The sequence below is a fragment of the Priestia sp. SB1 genome (genome assembly GCF_038898415.1).
The window spans coordinates 426,016-450,616 of the sequence record NZ_JBBJSS010000005.1 but is presented as its reverse complement, the minus strand read 5'-3'; the positions used below and the strand labels follow the sequence as shown (position 1 = coordinate 450,616).

The 24,601-nt window shown below is 34.6% G+C and carries 19 protein-coding genes; all 19 read right to left on the bottom strand.

Features of this window, described 5'->3' with window-relative positions:
- Positions 1-99: 99 nt before the first annotated feature.
- Positions 100-966: a hypothetical protein gene (locus WKH56_RS21030; protein WP_342836623.1), complete on the bottom strand. Its 867-nt coding sequence runs from the start codon at positions 964-966 to the stop codon at positions 100-102.
- 14 nt (positions 967-980) lie between these two features.
- The gene (locus WKH56_RS21025) at positions 981-2,666 is read right to left on the bottom strand and encodes a hypothetical protein (protein WP_342836622.1); all 1,686 of its coding nucleotides are present in this window, start codon (positions 2,664-2,666) and stop codon (positions 981-983) included.
- A 25-nt stretch (positions 2,667-2,691) separates the two neighbouring features.
- Entirely contained in the window at positions 2,692-3,507 is an 816-nt protein-coding gene (locus WKH56_RS21020) for a hypothetical protein (protein ID WP_342836621.1), read from the bottom strand.
- Entirely contained in the window at positions 3,504-4,673 is a 1,170-nt protein-coding gene (locus WKH56_RS21015; protein WP_342836620.1) for a glycerophosphodiester phosphodiesterase, read from the bottom strand. The genes WKH56_RS21020 and WKH56_RS21015 overlap by 4 nt, the downstream gene beginning before the upstream one ends.
- 112 nt (positions 4,674-4,785) lie before the next feature.
- Positions 4,786-7,692: a phage tail protein gene (locus WKH56_RS21010; RefSeq protein WP_342836619.1), complete on the bottom strand. Its 2,907-nt coding sequence runs from the start codon at positions 7,690-7,692 to the stop codon at positions 4,786-4,788.
- 53 nt (positions 7,693-7,745) lie between these two features.
- Complete coding sequence (locus WKH56_RS21005; protein WP_342836618.1) at positions 7,746-8,507, bottom strand: distal tail protein Dit; 762 nt, start codon at positions 8,505-8,507, stop codon at positions 7,746-7,748.
- The gene (locus WKH56_RS21000) at positions 8,507-14,749 is read right to left on the bottom strand and encodes a transglycosylase SLT domain-containing protein (protein WP_342836617.1); all 6,243 of its coding nucleotides are present in this window, start codon (positions 14,747-14,749) and stop codon (positions 8,507-8,509) included. Before WKH56_RS21000 ends, WKH56_RS21005 begins: the two co-directional genes overlap by 1 nt.
- Positions 14,750-15,375: 626 nt before the next feature.
- Complete coding sequence (locus WKH56_RS20995; RefSeq protein ID WP_342836616.1) at positions 15,376-16,863, bottom strand: phage tail tape measure protein; 1,488 nt, start codon at positions 16,861-16,863, stop codon at positions 15,376-15,378.
- A 60-nt stretch (positions 16,864-16,923) separates the two neighbouring features.
- Positions 16,924-17,388, bottom strand: a complete 465-nt coding sequence (locus WKH56_RS20990; protein WP_342836615.1) for a hypothetical protein — start codon at positions 17,386-17,388, stop codon at positions 16,924-16,926.
- A 62-nt stretch (positions 17,389-17,450) separates the two neighbouring features.
- Positions 17,451-18,740 carry a PDDEXK family nuclease gene (locus WKH56_RS20985; protein WP_342836614.1) on the bottom strand — a complete coding sequence of 430 codons (1,290 nt, stop codon included), beginning with the start codon at positions 18,738-18,740 and terminating at the stop codon, positions 17,451-17,453.
- A gap of 237 nt (positions 18,741-18,977) precedes the next feature.
- Positions 18,978-19,952, bottom strand: a complete 975-nt coding sequence (locus WKH56_RS20980) for a tyrosine-type recombinase/integrase (protein WP_342836613.1) — start codon at positions 19,950-19,952, stop codon at positions 18,978-18,980.
- 26 nt (positions 19,953-19,978) lie between these two features.
- The gene (locus tag WKH56_RS20975) at positions 19,979-20,398 is read right to left on the bottom strand and encodes a hypothetical protein (protein WP_342836612.1); all 420 of its coding nucleotides are present in this window, start codon (positions 20,396-20,398) and stop codon (positions 19,979-19,981) included.
- A gap of 6 nt (positions 20,399-20,404) precedes the next feature.
- On the bottom strand, positions 20,405-20,896 hold the full coding sequence (locus WKH56_RS20970; RefSeq protein WP_342836611.1) for a hypothetical protein: 492 nt from the start codon (positions 20,894-20,896) through the stop codon (positions 20,405-20,407).
- 78 nt (positions 20,897-20,974) lie between these two features.
- The gene (locus WKH56_RS20965; RefSeq protein ID WP_342836610.1) at positions 20,975-21,394 is read right to left on the bottom strand and encodes a hypothetical protein; all 420 of its coding nucleotides are present in this window, start codon (positions 21,392-21,394) and stop codon (positions 20,975-20,977) included.
- Between the two features lie 96 nt (positions 21,395-21,490).
- Positions 21,491-22,240 (bottom strand): hypothetical protein, encoded by a 750-nt coding sequence (locus WKH56_RS20960; protein WP_342836609.1) that lies wholly within the window; start codon positions 22,238-22,240, stop codon positions 21,491-21,493.
- Between the two features lie 55 nt (positions 22,241-22,295).
- Positions 22,296-23,036, bottom strand: coding sequence for a hypothetical protein (locus tag WKH56_RS20955; protein WP_342836608.1), 741 nt, complete (start codon positions 23,034-23,036; stop codon positions 22,296-22,298).
- Positions 23,036-23,515, bottom strand: coding sequence for a hypothetical protein (locus WKH56_RS20950; protein ID WP_342836607.1), 480 nt, complete (start codon positions 23,513-23,515; stop codon positions 23,036-23,038). Before WKH56_RS20950 ends, WKH56_RS20955 begins: the two co-directional genes overlap by 1 nt.
- Positions 23,512-24,174 (bottom strand): hypothetical protein, encoded by a 663-nt coding sequence (locus WKH56_RS20945; protein WP_342836606.1) that lies wholly within the window; start codon positions 24,172-24,174, stop codon positions 23,512-23,514. Before WKH56_RS20945 ends, WKH56_RS20950 begins: the two co-directional genes overlap by 4 nt.
- Positions 24,171-24,596 (bottom strand): hypothetical protein, encoded by a 426-nt coding sequence (locus WKH56_RS20940; RefSeq protein ID WP_342836605.1) that lies wholly within the window; start codon positions 24,594-24,596, stop codon positions 24,171-24,173. Before WKH56_RS20940 ends, WKH56_RS20945 begins: the two co-directional genes overlap by 4 nt.
- Between the last annotated feature and the right edge of the window lie 5 nt (positions 24,597-24,601).

Genomic DNA, 24,601 nt, shown 5'->3' with positions numbered 1-24,601 from the left:
CTGAACGTAGTCAGCCTAGTGTCAACCTTTAGCTCTTCCCATTCACCCGTTGCTTCATTATAATAATTTAAATTAGCCAAGAATTGTTCACCTCATTCTTTAGTCTTTTTTCCACCATATGAAATTTTTATTTTCTGGAGCTGTTTCAGAAGTAATCACTCGTCCATAAACTCCACCAACGTTTGTTGAAGTCTTAACCCAAAGGAGATTGATATTGTCAGGGGGGATAGAAGAGGTAAATACATTAAACCCTTCTTGTAATTCTGCTGTTTCAATACAAACCCAAGTAGCACCGTCCCAACGATATGACAGCTTAACATCTTTCACAGGAACAGTCCAACCGATTTCAGGATTTGGATATTGAGTTAAAATATCGTCATACGTGTTTACCATTTCTTTGTAGTTCTTCTTTGAAGAGTCAACAACTTTTTGATAATCAGCAGTAGCTTGTCGAGTTTGAAGGGCTGCGCTATTTGCATTGTTTACAGCAACCGTTGACTCTATAATTTTTTGATTAATAAGTTGAACTTTATACTCAATCAATTGTCTGTACGACTCAACAGATGTCTTACAGTTGTCAATTACTTCTTGTAATGTTTCAGCTACAAGACCATCTTCTCCGTGCGTAAAAATCCGATCAGCCGAAAGTAGGATAAAACCTCCGCCTTTATATGTAAACTTAAGCATTTTTCCGATTACAGACTCATGAAATGTTACAATGCCGTGAGTGTAATCAACAAAATAAGAGCCTTCTTTTACATCTGTTATGCTTTTTTCTTCAAAGAAATAGTTAGATGTACTGTCAACTACCATTACTTTGTAGTATTCGACTGGAATTTCTTTAAGAATAATCCTATTTGTTGTCATCTCAATTGGTTCCATGATGTCTAAATGGGGATTATCTTGTGTTCCTAAGCGCTTAAAGATGTGAATAGGCTGAGGTAGGTTTTTATTAAAAAAACTCACCATCTCACTCCTTTCTATTTATTGAGCAAGTACTGTACCATTTTCCATAATTCAGCATTCTCATTTTTTAGAGATTCAACTTCTTCTCTTAGATTACTCATAGAATTGTATAGGCTATTTCTTGCGCTATCATTTGTTTGAGCAGATGTACTTAAAATATCCAACACTTCACTTGTTGTTTGCATATAATGAGCTTCAATTCTCTGAACAGAAGGTAACATAGGATAAAGTGTTTTATTTGATTTAGTGTACTCGTACTTTTTCTGAGCAACGTTATAAGTGATAGTTCCGCCTGAATCTATTTTCACTGTTGAATCACCGTATAAGATTGCAGAGCCGTACACTTTATCATTCATTTCAATTGCAACAGCAGTAGGAAGCTGATAAAGTACAGTGATTTTTCCTTTCATTAAAGAAGGGATCATAATCTTTCCATTTTCCAATGTGAACTCATCAATACGACCTTTAGTTAAACTATTAAAAACAACTACTTTTCCACCATGAGGGGTAACAAAATATGCGTTATAATCGAGTACAGTGAGTTCAGTCTGCTCCCATTCTTTGACATGAATCCACCCATCTTCACGTTTCCTTAGTACATCGTTTACTCCGTCATATCCTCGTAACTCTACATCTGCGAACATGCCAGAAGTTAAAGTAGTAGGATTATCAACATAAAATGTAGAATAAACTAAACCTTCAACTTCAATATAAGGGTTCGTTAAGCTTCTGATTCCATCTACAGGAGGGAAGATTTGGCAAGATTTATCTACATCCCATTCTGTTAAAACTCTTTCATAATCATCCTGACTAACTTCATAAAGAGGAACACGAGGCACTTGTAGTACAGCTTCCGTTTTTAGTTTGATTTCTGCTTCAATATAATCAGTGATAAGAGTGGAAGGGGTGTTCGGAACTGCTGGATCAGCATACACAATAAAATGAATGAACCCATTGTCATCTACTAGTCGATTAAATAGCTCTGGAGTAGTCAGAACATCATTTGTTAATTTAAAATTTATCTTTGATAAGAATTGAGTAGTGTTTGACTCTGCAATCTCATTATTGTAGCTGTTCGTTATAGGGTTAAATACATTTACATTTGCTTTTTTACCTGAAAAAGTGAACGTAAACTTCTCTACCATATTTTTAATCCATTCTTTTTTACCGCTAAGAGTAATATAAGGCATTAATCCCAGTTTGCTTTCAATTTCAGCAACTAAGTTAAAAGAAATTAAGTATTGAGCGTATTTGCCTTGATTCACTTCTGTAATTGTTTGAGAAGTATAACCCAAATCATCTACTTCAATATCGTTATAAAAAGCTTGTGAAACTTCTCCAACTGGATTAATCGAACTTGTTTCAGTAAAAGTAGGGGTAAGAAGAACATTGTAGTCTGCTTTTGTTTTAATAACGTGTGCATTATCTACTGTAGAGCCTGCAATTTTATTATCAAAATTAATTCTTCTTTTTAAAGAAACCGTTCCTTCTTGACCTGTAAATTTATCAACGCCATGATAGATTTTATCTCCTACATAGACAGAAGTTTTATCATCTTTATTAGTGAGAATGTAATATTTATCACTCTTTAGCTTTGAATTGACCATTGATACTAAAGTGATTCCATTAATGACCATTTCGATTTCAGACTTTCTGTTTGTCTCTATAAATGTATCACCTTGTCGAAGTATCTTTTTCAAATGATTTCCTCCTTTCTTAATTCATTTAGTTTCTACACCATAAAGAGAAGTGAGTTTCATTCGGTACATCACTTATTTTCACAGGGGTTTCCGATCCTACTTGATAGAACCTTACCGTCACAGAATTTAGTTGAGCGTAAGATGCTCTTGGCTCATATTTATTATTGATTATGTAATACTCCTGACTGGCAAATGCAATTGGTCTTAACCCAGTCATAGGTCTATCCCAAGTGATAAGTAAATCAGTAGCATTTTGCACAGTAACGGTACAATCATCTCCAGCAAACTCTGGTCTTCTAATAAACTGTCCATCTGCTGTCATTTTTCTAAACATACCAAAACGAAAATTAGAATCATTACCCTTAACGATGGATTTAACTGTACAACGAGGATTACGAATGTATAATTCACCCATCATAGAAACCCAAAGCCCAACTGTCGCACGATAGTAACCGTCTTTAGTTGCTACAAAAGATAACTCTTCTAATTGAAATCCACTACCTTCTTTGGCTTGAACAGAATATGTTGTTTTACTTCCTGAACCGACAGAGCCACCGTCATATCTATCGATTGCCAACGTTCCACGGTTACTACCTGATACATACATAAGTTCTGCTGCAAGTTCAATTTTATCTCCAATTTCTAAATATCCTAGATCAAAAGAAACGTATCCAGTTGTGGTATTATCTTTTCTAATTCTAAAAGCCCTCAATGTAGTGTCATAACCCCATTGATTAATTCCAAGTGAAGTATTTGCTGTGTATGTCAAACCCAATCCAGTTACTGCTCGTTGAAAGTCAAGCATGGTGTTATAGCTATAAAATCTAGATTCCATATTCAAAATTGACCACCTCCAACTAGAAAATCTGTAGTAATAAAATCTACTCCCATGTCCATAAGTGCTCTAGCACGATCATAATTATTAACCGTCCAAGTCATAACCATTACACCATTTTGATGAGCGAGTTCTACATTTGCTTCTGTAAGTGTAGAGTTATCAGGGTTAATCATTGCATTTCCTAGTTTTTTAACGTAATTTAGGTTATCTGTTCCAATTTCTATTAGAGGAGCTACTACGATGTTATAGCTTCTTTTTCTGATTTCATCTAAGAAACTTGTAGTAAATGAGATTACGATACACTTATTCTCAAATCCATGCTTTCTAATTAAGCGAATTAATTCGTCAAAGTTAGCAGACGTGTATCCCGAACCTTTAATTTCAATGACTGGAACAACATTGTAACGTTTGCAAATTTGTAAATACTCTTCAAATGTAGGAATCCGCATTTTAGGATACATAGCAATTCCGTTTCCTGCATCAACATAATAGCTTTTAATTTGTTCAAGTGTCATATCTTTAACATTTCCAGTGCCATTTGTCATACGGTCAATAGTAGTGTCATGAGAAAGAATCCAATAACCATCTTTCGTACATTGAACATCAGTTTCTACACCATAGAATCCAGCGTTTGCAGCTAGTTGAAATCCGATAATTGTGTTTTCTGGAGCAGCAAAATTGAGTCCACGATGTCCGATGAATCGGCATTTAGAAGTGGGAGTTAAAATGTCATTAGGGATAGCTTTCGTAGAAGCAAGGTATTTATAATCATTGTCTAATCGTGCGGAGAGGGTGGAATTCGATGTACCAGTAATATTATTCTTTTTAGCATTGTTAGTCGCTTCAGTTAGTGAAGTAACATTGGTAGTAGTTGAAGTTAAACTAGTATTAATCTTATTGATATTGGTAGTTGCGCTTGAGTTGTTAGCAACAATCGCACTATACAACTCATTGATTGCATTGATAATATTATCTTTACTAGTAGTAGTTAACTGTTCGATAGCTCCTACATTATTTAATAATTCCTCTAACTTTTGACCAACAGGGGAGTTACCTGAAATGAAATCTTGAATAACATCGAAATCATTTGCGTAAGAAAGTATTAAATCTAACTTCTCTTTTAACTCAAGTGAGAATTCTTGATCTGTTATCTTTTTGTAAAATGTCATATTGCACATCCTTTCTAAAAAGAGAGGAGTGACACCTATATATAGTATTTAAGTGTCACTTTTAATCTATATATTGTTTATTTATTTCTTTAAAATGGTGATTTTATCGGAATTAAAATAAAAACCAATCAAATGTAACTGGAGTTTCAGATGGAATACTAAAGTTAACTGTAAATCCAGTAGCAGTTTTATTTTCGACCCAAAAACTTGTTCTCCAGTGAGGAGAAATACTTACGCCATAGTTTGCATTACTTAGTAATAACCCTGTAATATCAATAGAACCTGCATACGCTGGAACTACCACGTTCACACCTTTTGTATTTTGATTCCATTTAACTTTAGCATTTGACAGGTCTAATAAACCTCCGACAGATACATTACTTTCTGCTGTCAGTGTTTCTTTTACGTTTAGTGTGTTGTTTACTTTTGTATCACCTGTGAAAATAGCATTATTAAAACTAGTGTCTGAGCTTTGAGACGGAATACTGACTTTACCTTCATTACTAATAATAAGAGTGGCATTTCCATCTACATCTGTAACTGTAGTTCCTTTTAGCGCATTACTTAAATCTAATTTCTCTTTAGAGATAATTCCTGTTATGTTTTTATCCGTGATTCCTATGTTAGCAATATTTATATCTACATTCTCAGCAGGAATTTTACCATTTCGAACAGTAAAGTTTTCAAAGTTGATTGTTCCTGTGTTAGCATCGATTAAAGGCTTTCCATCACTACCAGCAATTATAATTCGTTTGGCAATGATATCCTCAGCTTGTAAATTACCGTCTGTATCTATGTAGAACTTATTAGCCCATTCGCTGCCTTTTTTAGCTTGCATAGATAATCCAGTGATAGCATTTAAGACAGTTCTCACTTTTGCATCAGAACGTTCAACTACTAATCCTTCAGCTAAATCAATTTTAACTCCATTGTACAATTCACCTTGCTTGATAGAACTATTCCAACTATTAATTAAGTTTTCATTTTTCTCTCCTGTAATATAGAGAGATGTTCCATTTAGCCAAACACCGTTTCCATCGACAGTAAAAGTTTTAACATTGTTATTATCAGAAGCATCAATTGTTAATGATTCACCAGCTAAAATCCTGCCTGTTAATCTCTCGGCAATTACACCGTCAGCAGTGATCGCAGTTTGCCAATTTTCACCGCCATCTCGACTTATTGCAAGAAGACCACCTTGAATAATAATTATGTCATTTGGATTGGACAGACTGGTTGTAACCATGCCTTTACCATCAATCGTTACTGAGTTATTTACGCCTGCCTTGATTCGTTGTTTCGTAGCATCTAACTCATTATTAATATAATCATTAACTTTATTCAGTGCCTTATTTCCAGCAGACCAAGATGACTTATTCATTGAAACGGAAGTAGACGTGGAATAAGATTGATCAATTTTATTGAATACTCTTTCTTTGGTACTCATTTCCGTTTTCTTAGCATTGGTAATTGTTAATGAAATAGTTTGATTATCAAAGTCGTGAGTCATTTCAGTAACTTGAGCCTTAACGTCAATATCAATCTTGTTATATCTAATGCGAACAGTATCTCCTAATTGCAATCTATTCCAATTTCGATGTTCCTCTAAAATACTGAATAAATCAACAATGTCAGTAGTTACGGTTAGCACAGGATACTTTATACGTTCCATTTCTTCTTTAGCTCGTGCCATCAAGTCTTCTGGAGTAATACACTTATCATCTGTAAATGTAGATGTTTTGCGGATTCTTTTTAATTCTCGTTGTTGTTCTTCGGTGAAGTTGTTAGTAGGAGATAACTCTTCTTGTAAAGTTTTAATTTGTGCTCTTACACCTGATTGTGCATTTTCAAGAGATGTGATTGTAGCTTTCTTATCATCAATCTCTTTTTGTTTAGAAGCCTTTTTAAGTTTTAAATTTGTTAAATCCTTACCTAAAGCTTTATCAACTTCCAAGTTATCGTCAATAGTTTTCATTTCAATCTCTAAATTAGACAATTCGAATGAACGTTCATCAAGCGTTTTCTGTCTAGCATTCAAGTCATCAAATAACTTTGTCAGGATACCACTCTTACTTTCAATTAAAGCTTGGTAGTCTAGGAGAGCATGACAAACATCATCAGGAAGGAGATAACTCGATTGTATTACAGTCTTTGTGGATTCATCACGACTGAAAGGGTAAAGGTGATAAGAATAATCATCAATGTAGTTTAGTCCACTTGGATTAATAGAAGAGAAAGTCAACCCATCTCTACCTACGGCTCGAACACGATTGTAAACTGCTTCAATGTCACTTGATTGATTCATTGACTGTGCATATTTACCATATCCAATAATGAAATTTTGATATCGAGAAGGAGGTTTAGTAATGCTTACCGTTCTATTATGTGTATCAAAAGTTACAAACCCATCATATGTTTCCGCAATTTGATAAACTGCATCAAGTATTGTTACTTCGTCCCAATCAAATGTACGAGTAGATGTTTCAAAAGATGCGTCAATCGTACCTATAGTCCAGTTGGTATCAGCTAAAACTCCACCGACATCGATTGGATTACCTTCTGCATCAGTTAAAATATTTCCCTCTGAATCACGTTTTGGAGCACCACCTTCTAATACAGTGCGACAGTTTAACCCACTTTGATTAAATGATCTGATAGTATCAAAAGTAAGTTCATAAGGAAGATGGACGCAGGTAATTTTCTTCGAATCGCCACTGTCACTCATATCATTGGTAACATTCTTGACAATAAACCATTCGTCAATTTTCATATACTTGAATCGGACGAGATAAAATTCTCTAATCTTATCGATGTTTTTATTTTTAACTAACTCATGTCTGACTATTTTTTCAAAAGGTAGTGAGAATGACAATTCATGAAGTTCTCCAGTTAGTTTAAAGGTCACAGTTCTATCGTAAGCTTCATTCAAGTTTGCTTTTTTCTCTTGTTTACCAAAAGGCTCATGGAGAGTCAGTCTTACTTTATTAGGATTTATACTTTTATTATTTAATACGTACATTAATTCACCGCCTTCCAGAAAATATAAAAAAGACGCAGAAATGAATCTACGTCTTATCCTTGCAGGAATATAAATTGGTATTGAAATCTAACTATGCATGAACCTGTTATAATTAATCTATTTACTCCACGTTCTAAGGTTATATAGTTATCATTAAAATTATCATACCTGTCAGTATTCGAAATATCTGTTTCTATAGTTTCCTCTTCATTGTCTACTGTAATGGTTTCTTGATCTTCTAAAATGTCAAATTCAAAAGGATTATCACGAGTGGAGAAGTTATTTATTGTTAAAGAACCACGCCCAACCTTATAGATATCGATAATAGGCTTGATAGGTAAATCACCATCATTATGTATTTCTATAATTTGTTCACCATCAATATGAAAATCATCAGAGTCTTTAAAGTGGGAATAAGAATAAGGGGAGTTACATCTAAATGCCAAAGTGACATATCCCTGTTGAATTCCATTATGAGTTAAAGAACTTTCATTAACAAACATTCCATAGAATACTCTTTCAGGGTTTGAATCGAAAGTAAGGGGAGCATAATAGTTTTTACAAAGCCATCTTGCAACTTCTCTAATTTTCTCCGAGTCGAATCCTTCTTCAAATGCTATCTTAACTGGAAACTCAAGAGGGGCGAGGGAGACTCCTTGATGATAAGGAATGTCTCTACCTCTAATTACTACTTCATTGATTGTTCTAGTTGGAAGAAATACCTCTTGAAATAATCCAGCATCAACATACACATTCAAAATATCAAGTTGAGAAGAGTGGATACCGTCAAAGTTGAACCCTAAGCTTTCCAACATTATAAAGCACCTCTCAATTCAAACATTTTATTAATTTCATCAAACAGAGTTTTAGCGCCTTCTTTTCCACCCATTAACTTGTCAATAGTAATATTAAAGTAGTTTTTGTTATCTGTAGTGGAAGAAGGAACAGTGCTACCAAAGTCAATCTTAGCCAAATCAGGAAGCTTACTAGCTAAATCCTTTAAGCTACTCATGAAACTAAACACATTACTTTGTTCAGAATCAGTAAGGGCAGAGGATAAATTATCACCAGTAAGCGAAAGTTTGCTCGTACTATTTGCAAGGCTAGTCTGAGTTAAAGCAGCAGCTCTAATTTTGTACATAGCGTCTGAGTATGAATCGTCTACAGAAACTACTTTACTAGTCTTAGAAGCTTCATCAGTTATCGATTTGAGAACCTTTTGAACCTGAGTCTTTTGATCACCTTTTAACTTAGAAAGAATATTAAGTTCAATATACTTGGCTAAAGTTAATTTTTGATCAGATGACATATCCAACGCTAATTCATCGTAAGTAGAGCCTAAGTTGTCTTTATCTAGATTTAACTTCTTAGTGTTGCGAGCAGCCGTAGACATCTTAGAACCCATATCCTTAATTGCAGTAGCATCAGCACCTTTAAGATTACCTGCTACTTCATCAGTCAATAGTTTACCTGCTAAATAATACATATCTTCCTTACCCAAAGTTTTAACTTTAGGAGCATTAACTTCACCAGTTTCTTTAGACCAACCAATCTGAGGCATCATCTTAATTGCTTCACCTAATTTATCAACTAGGTTAGTTTGAATAGCCTCACCTAAATCAGAGAAATTCTTAAGAACATCGGATTGCATTCTTTTCATTTCTTGATTTACAGCTTCATAATCACCATTTTCAATCTGCTTCTTGAGGTTTTCCCAATTACGTTCATTATTCATCAACTCATCAAATGCTTTGTCTGCTGCTTCTTGTTGTTTATCAATCTCATCAAGTTTCTTTTGTTGCTCATCATCTAAGTTTTGTTGACGTTTTTCATTGGTACGATTCTCAATCAAGTCAGAAATTTGAGTGTCGATTTCCTCAATCTGTTTCTTTAAATCACTACGTTTAACAGCGCCTTCAGCAGATGTATCAGTGAGTAAAAGGTTCATTTGACGTTGTAAGTCTTGGCGTTGTTTTGTTAAATTGTCATAATCCTTTTTGTATTGCTTATCACTAATTTCATCAGAAAGAGAACGTTTCTTAGCATCGTACACTTTGTTGATATCTTTAATTTGTTCATCTGCTGCTTTTCTGCTTAGTTCACGTTGTTGAGTATAGTACTCTTTCATCGCATCTATAGCATTATTAGCAACTTGTTCACGTTTATCTGACAATGCTTTCTCAGCGTTATAAACGTCATTTAAAGAATCACTGTACTGAACAGCCAAATCATTCAACTGTTTGTAATAGTCAGCCTTGTCTTGAGCATTCAAATCTGTAGACTTTAATCTACGTTCTAACTCTTCCTTTTGAATCTTAATACTTTCAGATTCTTTTCTCATGTAGTCAATTTGCTTCTTCTGTTTATAGAACCATTCAGATGAGCCTTCTTCTACACGTTGATTCTCTGAACCAATTAAACTATTTTTGAAGTCATATGAGCTACGTTGTTTCTCATAGCGATACATAACATCATCAATAATAGCTTTATTAGTTTGTTGAATAGAATCTTTGATACTAAGAGACTCAGCTTTTAACTCCTTCAAACGTTTCGTGTATTCTTCAATCGCATCAGGCATTAATTGATAAGTCTTTAATGCTTTCTCAAGATAAGTTATCTCAGCATCAGTATTAGATTTACTACCTTTAAGTAAAGCTGATTGGTCATCTAGGATTTTACGATACGCTTCAGTTCCAAGCGTAGTACGTTTTAATTCAGCTTCTTTAGCAGACGTATCGTAGTTATTTTCACGTTTTTTGTCATACTTATAAAGTTCATTATCGATAACTGCTTTATTGATTTCTTTTAAGTTATCTTTCAACTCTTCAGATTGATCATTCAGCTCTTTAATTTTGTCTTTATAATTTTCAACAACATCAGGCATAAGGTCATAACTTTTCAATGCTTGCTCTAAGAATTTAACTTCATCAGCATTTGCTTTGATAATGTCATTTGTAGCTTTAGTTTTATCACCTAATACTTTTGCATAAGCAGATGTACCTTGAGTAGTACGATTAAGTTGAGCGTCTAATTTAGACAGCTTATCTGTATATTTCTCGATAGCTTTGTCATAGGCAATTAAACTACTGTCTAAAATAGCACCTTGAATCTCACGAATTTGGTTGAGTGTTTCTTCACGTTGGACACCTAACTCTTTTTGCTTAGTTTTGATGTCAAACTTAACAGCGTCAGAATAGTTGCCTTTATATTTCTTAGATAAGAACGCATCTTGATCTTTCTCAATTTTCTTCTTATCGTTTAACAATTTCATCTGCTTTTCTAGTTCAGCACGATAAGCTTTACTGTCTTCTGTGTTACGTTCATTTCGTGCTTTAGACTTAGAAATTTCACTGTCGATATCATCTTTTTTAACATCGAATTCTTTGATGAAAGAGTTAACTTCAGCATCTACACGTTTTTGTTCGATCTCATCAGCAATTTGTATTAAAGATGATTTGTTAGATAAGATTTGAGACTGTGCATCAGCTACATCGGAAGCATTTTGAGCAGCAACTTGAGAAGCATTATAGCTACTTCCACTAGATGAGCCTCCGCCACCTCCAGCAGCCATTTGTTTTAGAACCTTTTGGGGATCGATATATTTACCATTTTCTACAACTTTAAGGTCTAAGTGTGCTCCAGTCGAGAAGCCTGTAGAACCGATATTTCCTATTTGTTGACCAGCAGTTATTTTCTGACCAGTTTTAACAGGAGGTGTTTTCTGCATATGGATATAACGATATGTACGTCCATCGTCACCTAAAATAACTACACCATTACCAGCAGTAGGATTATTCTTGAATATCTGAGTGACCTTACCACTAGTTAAGCTGTATATAGGTTTCCCCATTGCTCCACCACTAGTTTTACCAGCTAAATCTATACCTTTGTGACCCTTCGCACCATGTACACCGTCATTGATACCGTTTGGTGCAAATGGTGTAGAAATACGGAAGTTGTTTAAGTAGTAGTTAGCAGCACTAGCAGAACCGTTGGAAACAGAAGCACCACCTGATCCACTCGAAGAACCTGATGAAGTACCTTTAGTGTAAGCTCCGCCACCGCCATAGGCTGCTAAATTAGCTGTAACCCTTTTAACGTAGTTATTAGTTTCTGCAAATCTATAAGCTTTACCATTGGCTACGTTACCTGCACCTGCGTTATATGCACGTAGAGCAGTCTCAATATTGCCGTTATACTTTTTAAGCATTTGGGCGATATACTTAGTTCCACCCATGATATTCTGAACGGGATCATAAGGATTTGAAACGCCCATATCTTTAGAGGTGGCTGGCATTAATTGCATTAATCCTTTTGCGCCTGCTCCAGAACGAGCGTTTGGATTAAATTGTGACTCTTGCTTAATGATCCCTGCAATTAAGTTAGGGTTTACTCCATATTTAGCAGCAGCTTGATTGATTATACTTGCGTATTTACCAGTATATCCTCCACCTGTAGCAGAACCAGAGCCTCCAATAGCTAATCCACTAGCACCATTGTTAACAATTCCAGTAGGTTGAATGTATCCTTCGTCAATTTGAGTTTGAAGGGAGGAGTTTTGTGCTTCAATTGCAGCAGCTTTTTGTTCGAGGATTTTAATTTCTTCCTGTAAAGATGCACGATATTTAGCTGAGTGTTCAGGATACTTAGATGTGATACTATTTTGCTTAGTGAGCAGGAGTTCGATTTCTTCTAGCTGACGTTTATATTTGTCTAGAACGAATGTGTAATCGTCCGTTGCTTCAGATAATTCATTTGTTGAGTCTGTTGCATCATCTGTAGCATCTCCAGCTTTTTCAGTAGCACCAGTATAACCATCAGTAGACTTTGAAGCATCTTCAAAAGATGTTCCAACTTGAGATAATCCAGTAGAAGCCATGTTGGTCATTTCATCAATTGAATCGGCTAAATCTGATACGTTTTTAGCAGCAGAATAAGCTTTATCCATTTCTTCACGAGCACCCATGTCACCCATACCTGAAGTTTCACCGATAGCTTGACCAATGTCAGCTACACGTTTTTTAGCGTCCTCAACACTTTGGATCGCTTTAATTTCTAAGCCGTAATTCTTCAAGTTATTGACAGTGGCTTTCGCAACGTTCAATGCTGCGGTGATTACAGCTTTAGAGCCATCTTCATAAGACCTAATCTTAGCATCACGCATTTTAAGAACAGCATCAGTATTAACTTTAACTTGACCATTTTCAATTGAGATAGCACTACCTAATTCTTGCTCTTTCCCAATTAGGTTCATGGCTTCGGCTGCTGTAATTCTCTTACCATTTGATAAATCTTCAAGTAAGCCATTGTATACAGACACAGAATCAGAAGCAGCTTCATACGCTTGTTTCTGCAAGATAGCTTTAGAAGTCTCAAGATCACCAGCAGTAGCACTTTTCGCAGCTACATCAAGTAATCCAGTTAAATCTCCCTCTAAACTCTTAATAACATCTGACATGTCTTTAATTTGGTCATTTTCGCTTGAGAAGCTTTTAACAATGTCATCTATAGTTAGCGCAGCTTGTTTATGAGTAGTATTAAATTTAGCCATAACCACATCGGCAAAACTACTGCCTTTACTAACTTTAGCTAATTCATCCTTATATTTAGACATCTTGACAGAGCCATCTTCAGCATCTTTACTAATTGTCTTTAGGATTTTCAATTGACCTTCGGATAAATTACCAGCATCTTTAGCAGAAAACATATCGCCAGACAATTCTCTGACCTTGTTAATTTGGTCAGCCATATCTGCAATCTGTTCAGCGTTTTGTTTGCCACTTTTAAACTGATTGTTTAACCATTCTGTATCTGAGCTAGAGAGGGCAGTATCGGTTTTTAAAACTGCATTCAAAGTGTTATTTAATTTTAATTTTTCTTTGTTAATCTTTTGATCAACTTCTAATAATTCTTGACGTTTTTTAAGAATAGCTTTGTTGTAGTTATCTTCATTACCATATTGGACAGTGTATTTGTTCTTCTGGTTATACATATCGTCAAGTTCTTTTTTGATACGAGACTTATCTTTATTGAGTCCACTAAATTTATCATCAGAGTTAGAAAGAGTCTTATCAGCCTTAACAATAGCTTCATCACGTTCAAGTCTAATTTTTTCTTTAATTAATCCAATGTCTTTTTTTAATTGTTTAGAGTTTTGAACTAACGCTTGACCTTTGGCATTTTCCCCTTGTTTAACAGAAGGGAGGATGTTAACTAATTGCTGTTGAATTTTAAGATATTCCTTTTCCTCATTAGGAGTAAGACCACTTTTTTTCTTTTGAGTTTCTAATTCTTCTAGCCGTTTAGTAAGCTCATCAACTTTAGTAGTATTCTTACTGTATCCATCTGCACTTGTGTTGAGTTGTTTTTCTAGTTTCTTAGATTCTTCCCTTGCTTTAGTGAACATTCCGACTAGTTTTTCAATACCCAAACCAAGAAGAGCAAATGCCGCCCCAATTAATGTAGATGATAATAATGCTCTTAGAGCTACTTTTGCAGCAACAGCACTAACTGCCATTTCTGTCAGACTTGTTCTGAAGAGTAGCATAGAAACTGCACTGCCTCTGAGTCCTTTATTCATAAGCATTAGAGCAGTTGTAATCCCACCTATAGCTAATGGCAGTGCTCCTACATGTTTAACAAGCCAGATTACGCCTGCACCAAACGATTTGATTGCATCGATACCAGACATTAAACCGTCAGAAAGTACGGCTTCGCCCATAGCAATCGAAAACTCAGTCCAAGTATTTTTTAGAGTCGCTATTCTACCTTCTAGCGAGTTTGCGTACTTTTCTTGTTCTTTCATTGCGCTTCCTTGAGAGTTTAAAGCTGTGTCTGTAGCATCGACTGCTATGTTATAGTTATTCATCAATGCGAGAAAACGGCTGAGTTGATTTCGCCCTGCCAGTGTAACACCCATGTTCTGTCTTTGTGCGTCACTTAGCCCATTCCACTTTTCAGACAATTCGCCTAAAATAGTGTTAACAGGCTTTACATTTCCTTCTAAATCATTGATACTGATTCCAATTGAAGCTAATGAGTCTGCTGCTGGCTTCATTGTTGTGATTCGAGAGTAAATCGTTTTTACAATTCATTCCCTTAGATTTGTTACATCTAAAGCGTACTTGATTATCTTCACGACAATTTCTCATACTGCTGTATATCTCTATACAGATTAGACTATATCATCATCCATTTAGGATGCCCTCCGTTTCGAACTCACTTGAGTTCTACGTCTTTCGACTAGTCGTTGCACGTTCCTATTTGTAGGCTTCGCTCATGATTGTCCTCACCATTACGTGTTAGGAGTTTCCATGAATTAGAAGGGTTTGCTTATGCTATTACTAACATAAGGGACTAAATTAATCCATTTCCGACTTGTGTTCCCGATTCACGAGTGGTACTTCCAATAGCTGCTATATGTCCTTCCAACTGCGTAATGTCAACCGAATTTGTTATCCATAAGGCTTTTTATCCCTATGCTCTATACCTTCATTTTCGATATAGTCCAGCATATATTTTCACCTTTAACTTAATATTAAGGTGTTGGAGACTCGTGGGAATATTTTTGCTATCATATCGCTCAATTCCTATGCGTTACAAAGACTTGTGATTCAAGCCCTCTCGGTATTAGCATCTCAGCTTTCACCGATTTTCCCCAATTTTCACTAATGGATTTCTCCATCAGGTGGCAATTAATTCACCAAATGTTTTCGCAGTTGAACCAGCTTTTCTTATTCCGTCAGCTAGGTCTTTTGTACTAATAGCGAAGTTGTTATCAACCTCATTCAGCTGATCAGCGATGGTTAAGCTGTCACGGGCTTCAATTCCGAAGTTAAGCATGGCAGCAGTAAGTGTATCTACGGATTGCGATGCATCTAAGTCTGAAATATTTTGTAACACTTGAGCAGTTTTAGTCATGTTAAGTAACTGGTCTTCTGAAAAACCCATTCTAGCAAAGTCAGTGCCAATATTAATTACGTCTTTTATGCTATTTCCGAGTTCATTACTAAGATTAATTGCTTCTTTTAGATAATTAGAATATCCAGCTTCAGGGGCATCCATAACTCTTCGTAAATCAGTCATTGCTGTATCAATCTCAATAATTTGACCAACCATATCTTTCATTCCTGCTATGACTGTAGTGAAAGTCCCACCAATAAGTAACCAGTGTCCAAATTTTTTAAATGCGTCCACGCTAGTTCTTCCGAATTCTTCCATAGCTGATGCAGATGTTCGAGCATCAATGTTAATACGTTTGAATTCAGATCTTAATTTTTTCATTTCATTTTGAGCGTTAGGAGTAGTAGTATTCAATTGTCTTACTTTATTCAGATAGTCTTGCAATGCTGCGTTATCCACAGAACCACGAGCACTACGTCTTAATTTTTTAGCATCTAATTCAGCATTGGTTTGGAAATTAGAAATGTTATTTGAGAGGGTGGTAGTGGAGGCTTTAGCTTTAGCAGTTTGTTGAACTCGTTTTAATGCATTCTCAATTCGCTTAATTTCTTTCTCGGTAGAAGAAGCATCAATAGCTTGACTCATTCTAGAAAGGGAAGAGTTAGTAACTACTCCTGCATTGTTAAGTTCATTTAACTTAATCTTCAATCGTTCAATATCTCTATCAGCTTTAGCAAAGTTTTCAGTAGTAGTCTTATCCACAACTTTACCACTATTATCTTTTTTATAGGATGTTGACATATACTTGTCGCCATATGTCTCAGTGGTCGCAGACTTTCCATCAGCTTTAGTTTTATTGACTCGTTTTTGCAATTCTTCTTGTCGCTGTAAAACCTTAAGATTGTCAGAAATAGCTTTACTTTCATTCTTAATAGCCTTATTACGATTATCAATTGTTTGAGTATGAGTTTTTAAAATCTCACCATTTTTTAGAATTCTGGTGCTGTATTTGTCAATCGTACCATCGGCATTTTTAACAATTTTTTCATTCTGCTGAACTGCTTGATTTAATTTATCATATGATTTCTTGTAATCCTCAACAGCTCGTGAAAATTGTTGCATCGTCTTGATTGTGTTATCGTTAATATCGATGTTTATTTTTAATTTATTTACTTTCTTCTCTAATGCGCCAATTTGATTATTGATCGCTTCCTGAGTTTTACTAAAGTCTAAGCTTGCATTGAGCAAGATGCGGATATCATTAGCCAAATTTTACACATCCTTTCAAGTGTCTAAATAAAAAAGACACCCGATGAAGGATGTCTTGGATTAGTTTTTATATTCTACGTAAGCTCCGCCAGCTACATTTTTCTGACCATCTTCGTATATATTGTGAGGAATAATCCCGACTATTTTTACAACCATGTCTGGATTATCTTTTAGATCATTATAAAAATCTTGATACTTATCACGTTCAAAATAAACATTCCATCCACTCACTTTTGTATCGAAGGGAATGACACTGACTGAAAAATATTTATCTTCATCATAGAATCCATAATTATAATAATCATCTAATTGAGCATTCCCCTCAATTTTAAATAATTTATCTATATTTGCAGATTCGTTGTCTTCTACATCGGATACATCTAAATCAACAGGAGTTTCCTTTAAGAAGTCTTCAGCCGAAACAGTGTTAGCAACAGTGTATTGTTTCAATTGAGTAGTATCCGTAGAACTACATGCTGATAGCAGTATTATTAAAAGAGGGAAGAGGAAGAATATTTTTCTCATATCAAACACTTCCTTAGTGTAGTTTTATTGTAAATTATACCACATATGGAAGTGAAAGGTGATTACTTTATAAATGTTAATACATTATTTTTTAATTTTATTTCTTCATTTTCTAAATTGTAATTAAAACTATGTTTATTGATTAGACTCTCTTTTTTACTAATAAAGTCACTGATAAGCTTTTCACAAAGACCAATATTGTTGTTAATATCCGATTCCCAAAGGTAGAGTACTTCTACACCACAATTCTTAGTTAAATATGTGTTTTTAGCCTTATCTCTCGTAACGTTATTGCTTTGACTTTCGTGTAATTTTTCCTTCGAATATTTATATGGATGAGCGTGCCAATAATCTCCCATAACTTCAATAGCAAGGTTTTGTTCAGGTAGGTAAATGTCTACAGAGTAATAATTAAACATCTTTTCTTCCACATAGCTTATTTGCATATTAGTTAATATTTCACAAACCTTCAAATGTATCTTTGTCTTAGCAAAGTTATACTCAACAACTTCCCATCTTTTCTTCTGGTAACATTCTGAAGAGCAGAAGAAGAACTTGTTGATTTCGAGTTTATGTTGAGGTACATCTATCTCCTTGTTACAACATAAGCATTCTTTTTTAACACTATTAAAACTAGGATTCTTTTCTCCTACATAATATACGCTTCTAAATTCAGAGTAGCATTTATGTGAGCAAAACTTATTATCTCCTTTAGAATGACTCTCATGAACTAAAAAATCCTCATTGCAATTCTTACAGTTCAACTTAATTTTATCTTTAGTAGGATTTGGGTTTCTCTTTTTAAGAGCTTTCATATTACACTCTTGAGAACAATAATTCTTCGTATATCTTATTTCATACGGGAATTTTTTGAAACCTACTCCACATTCATCACAGTTTACATCCACTTTATCTATAGTTGTGCGTTTTTTGGAGGTTTCTTTAAATTCATCAGTTTTTCTCCATGCACCATAACACTTTTTGTCGCAAAAATGTTTATCGGAATCTTTCAGTCTATAGGGAGGGAGAAATAAAACTTTTTTACATGTATGACATGATGTTTTTTCTTTTTTATTATTTTTAGGATTAGGCTTGCCTGTTATAAATTCATTTGAGCATTCTTTAGAACAAAAGTGATGAGGTAATTTATGTTTTCTGTAGGCTCTAATAAATTTCTTGTTACAGTTATCACATTTAAAATAGACATGTACTTCACTACTTTTCATTAAATCAGAAATGCTCACTTCAAATTCTTGACCTATTTTATCGTAATTGTAGCCAAGTGCTATATAATGCTTCTTATTTGCACTAGCCCATTTCACTTTAACTTTTTGACCTTCAACAATAGCCATATTCTCAACCTCCGATTTATAATTTATTAATCCGATATATTATAAAGAAAGGGGGAAGGTGAGAATCGGAGTACTCACTTTTCAATTAAGTTGATCGGACTTAATCTATCCCTTACATATATAATACCATTGTTAAATAATAAAGTAAACATTAATTTATAATTATTTAACTTTTATTTACATGTAAAATCCCCTTGAAGCAGGGGAAGATAAATCTAAATAAAAGTACGATTTGATTCAAAATGCACCATCGATATCATCATCGCCTTCTTTAATTACGTACAGTTCAGTAGTTTCAGATGATTCGTGACCAAGCAGTTTTTGGGCACTCTTAATATCTTTTCCATCGAGGGCAACTAAATGTGTGGCACGGGTACTACGTAGCTGATGGGGATGTACACGTCTACCTACAATATCGCTGAAAATTTCTTGACACCAATAGTTGAGAGAAGAAGTTGATAGTTGGTTTACTTCGCCTTTTTTAGTTTTCTTAACGAATACATATTCACACTCATCTTCATCACGAACTTCAAGCCATTTCTTAATTGCGTCCATAGCTCTGTCATCAAAATTCAGTTTTCTGACTTTCCCTTCACGACCTCTTCCTTTACACCTAATGTTATGTGTAATGTAGTAAGCCTTGTCGTTTCCGTCTTTATCCTTAACACGATTATAGGCAATTACTTCTTTTAAAAGTTGAACAGATTCACTTCTACGACAACCTGTACTATAGCTAAACCATACATAAGCAAGCATTTGCCATTCTTCACGCTCTTCTAAAGTTTTAACTAATAAATCAAACTCTTGAGGAGTTAATGGTTTCTTTTCATTCTTTAATGTTTTTGGTGGATTAGGAATTTTCTTGTTGTAGATATTTCTAAATAGGGGATAGTCTTCAGCGTAGTATAACTCTATGTACCCACATAAACTTGAAACTGCTGATCTTTTAAATTTAATTGCACTAGAAGATAAATCTCTTCCAATTAAGAAGTTCTGATAACGAAGGGCATCACGAGGTTTTAAATCTGTGATAGGCTTATTCATACAGTTTTCTTTTACCCATCTGAAGAAAATTTTCAATCCTGATTGGTACTGTCTAAGAGTGTGAGGAGAGAGGTGTCCTTGCTCTAGAAATTCAGAAACAATTTGCCTATTAAAGTCATTAACTTCTTCCCATTCTTTCTCTGTAACTTCAGGTAATTTATCACTCATAACAATCTCACCACCTTAAATCTAATTTACTTAACGTCTAATCCTTGCGCTTTCAATCCATCTTTTAACGCTTTCTCGAAATCTCCATCTGCTAAATCTTGTGCTGTACGTTCAGTAAAAGGACGTGCGCCAATCTTTTCATCTAATCCAGCGTAAGAATATCCTTTACCAGTCTCAATGACCTCAACCACATCACGTTCACCATCGTGGCGAGTACTTCTAACACTTAGAGTTCCGTCACCAACTAGGACAGTTTCAATATTCTTATCCTCTAGCAACTCACCAGTTCTCTCATAGACCTCTGGTGTATACGCAGCGTAAGCATCTTCAAGAATATGATCCTTTAATTTCTGTCTAGCCATTGGAGCAATAAATTTCTTTTGAGTGTTATTTGTAATCTTATTGAGTGCTTTCTTTAAATCATCAAAAGTTTTAATATCAGGCATTCAACATCATTCACCTTTTAAAATTTCTGGATTGTCTAACGGTAAATTTTTAACTTTTTCTTGTGTTCGTTTAATCATGTTCTCAACTTTTGCAGCTAGAGCATTCATATCATTAAAGTATCCATGTGCTTCTTCTAGTGAAGCAGGGGGGAATGCTTCCATTAACTCTCTGTAAAGTTGGTTATTCATTAATTGTTTAAATTCAGCTAAAATAGTCTTAGCTTTACGAGCACCAAATTTAATATCCGTAAATTCTTTAATTAGGAAACAGTTAATAATATCAAATACATCTTCATTTTTAATTTCAACTTTATCTTTATCGGCTTCTTGACAAAACTCACCGAACATTTTCATTGCATTTTTAATTTTCAATGGTGCGAAGAAGGGAGTTAATTTAATAACAAATTCTTGACCATCTACTGTAAGCGGAATATTAATCTTCTCTTTGTAAATCTCATTCTCTTTTTCAATTGTTTTTAATGAAAGTTGTTTACTCATGTATATTCTCCTCCTTAAAATCCTAGTGAATTAAAAGGGGATACATGAGCATCCCCAATCATTTTGTTAATTTATTAATTATGAAACAGCCTTACCTTTAACACTTACGTTTCCACCTGCAATAGCAGATACACGAGCACGTATAGTCACTTGACCTGTAACATCGAAAGACCAAACTTCATCTTTACCAGTTGTTTGTGTTGCCATAGAGAAATCAGATGTTTTAACACCTTGAATTGGATAAAAAGCACCGCTTACACTAGCAGCTTCAAATACAATTGTACGAGAAGTAGAAGTACCTGTGATTTCTAGAGTAAGAGTTTTAGCAGCACCTACTACGAATGGAGCACCAGTTCCAACAGCAGTAGCATTATCTTGTAATACTACATCTTGAACACGAGCACCCTTAATTTCAACATCAGTAACAGGTCTACCATCGACATCTTTACGAGCCGAAGTCTTGTGGTCATCACTTGTATATAAATAACTATTAGCCATCGTTCATTTCCTCCTTATAATTTTTAATTAGTTAATTTCAATAGACGCATTCTTAAGTATTTAACTTACGAAATGCCCCCAAGGTCGAGGGCGTTATCAGGGCATGGCATCAATTGGAATTTCTTTAAGTGTTCCTAACTGATCGCTACCTTTAGGTTTCATTACTTTGAATGTTTGCTCATCAACAGCAGCCTCACGTTGAGATTGAGTATTCATTGTGAAGTTTGAAGCTGGCTTAGCACGATCAAATTGGAATTGAAGGAATGCTTCAGGTTGTTCTTGGTCATCAATTTTAAGAGTTTGAAGAACAATCTTTACATCAGGTGGGAATTTCTTAGAGTCGATAACAGTGGTTTTAGTAGAGGCAGGAGTGTTGTATTGGTATGTAAGAACTTTGATTTCGTCTCCATCTTGTACAACAACATCAGAGATAACTACAGTTTTACCGTTTACAGTGTAACCAGCAATAGGAGTTCCGTCCGACATTTCCATTTTTAAAGTACCCTCGATAGGTTCTTTATCTAGTGTGATTTCAGTTGTGTTAGCAGCAGCTCCTGTAGCAGCAGTTTTATAACTGTGAGTTGCATAAGCTACACTTGCACCAGTTACTACGTCAGAACCAAGTCGCATTGCTAGTAACTCAAAGTTCCATACTGGATTGTTTAACGTAATAGTTACGTTTTTAGCTCCGTGAAGTGTTAACAGCAAGTCATTACCTTGACCTCCACGCACTTCATTTTCTTCTACTTCTACTTGGATGTTTGCTTGCTGTAAAGTATCTTGACAGATGACTTCGCCATTTTTGTCAAATACTAAAGCTTCAAATACGTCAGCAATATAAGGCATTAGTTTTCCTCCTTGGGATATTTTTATATTAAAAAAGGAACCTCCGAAGAGATTCCTATTTCAAACTATTTTTGATTCTACCTAGCTTACTATTGTCTTCTTTTACGAAAACGTCATCATATGGGTCTTTACGAAGATTGATAGATTGAGCAAAGTGTTCCATGCTCTTACTTACAGATTCAGCAGCATAAGGGTTAGCCATCATGATTGATTGAGAATCAAAGTTTTTAAATTGACACATACGTTGGAACATGGCTTCAAATTGATAATAAGTATAGTCCTTATAATAAGTAGGTTTTTTACCATCCCAACAGGCAAGAGTTGTAATCTTGTCTTCGAATGTCATTTCTATACCTTTACTTGATCTAGCTTTTAGCGCCATTTCAGCCCACTTTTGCATTAATTTATTTTTATAAATCTTAGGCTCAATCATTAGATTTTGTTCCATCACAACTTTTCTAAGCTCATCATAATTATCCCTATTAATCTCATACTCTTCTCCATATACAAATCGGTACTCACCATCTACTTGACCAACGGTTATGTCATCTGTTCTTAGAACCATATGAATAGCAGTTCTAAACTTAAGATAAAAGCGTTCGTCATTTTCACACTCTCTCATCAGACAGTCAAACAATGTCATGTTGTCAGCACGATTATTAAAGTGTTCTAAGCGAAATAGAAAAGTAGGGGAGCAGAAGCTAAACTTAGTCCAATCTGTCAACATAATGGGATAGACATTGCCAATTCCATTTATAAATGTAGGTTTGCCGAATATATTGTTTAGTTCATCCATTAGACAACACTTCCAAACTTATAAACCATGCGATATCCTACGTATCCAGAAGGGGGGTTAGCTATGTAAATACTTGTACGAAGAGTAGATTTATTAACACCTGCTACTTTTTTATCCTGAAGTAACTCACTCAAACGATCTATAATTTGAGATAATCTGAAATCAACTTCGTCAAATCCTTCAATATGAGAATAAATATCAAAAACTATATCTTGTGTATCTACTCTAAAGTTAGGACTTTTCGTTCTAAACCCTAGATACATACAGACTCTACATATAGGTTTCTTATCCATTCCATCAGTCTTAGGAGATTTCAAAATTACTCTATCAATCTTATCCCAATCCATCCCGATGTCAGCTTTCGTTTTGTCTAAAGGATCGTCAAGTGAATGTTCAGGTTTATAAATTAAAAGTCGTTTTAAAGTCTCATCTTGAGCAAGAGTGTTAAAGAATTTAACCAAGTATTCAGTAGTTCTCATTCAGTACTCACCACTCTTCTTGCTGTCAGTTTACGGATACCAACTTTGTTAATACTTTCGGTATCGTCCACATCGATAATTTGGTATGTGTCATTATATAAATCAATCTTCTGACTTTCTGCAATACTCTTATGCTCTATGTATGGAATTGTAATTAAAATTTGACCTTCAGGAAGGTTAATAGCTTCATCTGTAGTACTTCTAAATATTGTTTTCTCAGCTATACAATTTAATGTGATAGGGGAGGATTCAACTGTTTTATATACAGGTCTATTTGTCCTTGGATCAGTTCCAATTAATATCTGAGTAGTTTCACCTTCAAGCTCAAATGACGTGTTACATAGTTTTAAACTTGCAGAAGGATATAGTTCATTGGTGTCCATAACTAGATTTACTGCAATATATTTCTTTTCATTGAAATCAATGATACTACCTAATTTCACATTTGAATCATGCCTAAAAAGCATTCTTTTATCATTAATTGTTTTACCCTTATTCATAACAACATTATTTTCAATATTGTCCACTAATACTTTAAATAGGGAAGGGGAGTTGTTAAATGCATTACTAACTATTTCAAGAGATCGATTAGCGATGGAGTCTTGTGGATTGTCTCCGTCTTGACCAACTCTAAGTTTATATCTATCAAAATAATTCATAATAACCCATCCAATTCTCTATCCCAAGAATAGTCCATTATCAGCTTATTAGCTTCACTTTTTGCAGATGCTCTTAATTCTCTCAGTTCTTTTATTTTGTTGGCTTGAGAAAATCTAGCGTATTCACTTGGACTTAAAACGGACTCCAAATTATCAGAGTGATTGAGCTTAGGTGTTAAATATTCGACTAATAATAATTGAGACAATATTTCTTGCTCTTCCTCTGTTAAATCAGTATTAAACACTCCAGTTACATCATCTCTATCTTTTAGATTCTGTCTGCATTTTTTGAATTTAACAATAGAGGTTTTTAAATAGGGGAGAATAATACTCTCTAATTGCTCCTGTGAAATCTTTAAGTAGGAATAATCGTATATCTTTCCCATGAATCTTTCGTATACATCTTCATAAGGAGTTGGCATAATCA